General features: G+C 66.9%; 1 protein-coding gene. It reads right to left on the bottom strand.

Annotated elements, in window-relative coordinates; all coding sequences use genetic code 11:
• A partial coding sequence (locus GOSPT_RS21970) for an IS3 family transposase (protein WP_005209240.1) occupies positions 1–277 on the bottom strand: 277 nt, incomplete at its 3' end.
• Positions 278–329 lie beyond the last annotated feature (52 nt).

Raw genomic sequence — 329 nt, 5'->3', positions numbered from 1 at the left:
ACGCCTGCTTCAAGATCGTGTTCGCCCGCCGCAGCTCGCGGTTCTCCCGCTCCAACTGCGCGATCCGGTCGGCATCCTCGGTGGTGGTGCCCGCCCGCACACCGCCGTCGATCTCAGCCTGACGAACCCAGTTGCGTAACGCCTCGGGATGCACCCCGAGCTGATCGGCAATCCGCTTGACCGCGCCGCGCGAGGACTCCGGGTCCCGTCGTGCTTCCACCGCCATCCGGGTAGCCCGCTCCTTGAGTTCCTCGCCGTACTTGCGTGGTGCTGCCATGCTCTCCATCCTTCACAGGTTCGAGAGCCTCCGACAAACCCGGGGCGGTTCA

The sequence above is a fragment of the Gordonia sputi NBRC 100414 genome (assembly GCF_000248055.1).
Taxonomy (GTDB): Bacteria; Actinomycetota; Actinomycetes; order Mycobacteriales; family Mycobacteriaceae; genus Gordonia; species Gordonia sputi.
This window is presented reverse-complemented; position numbering and strand designations above follow the sequence as displayed.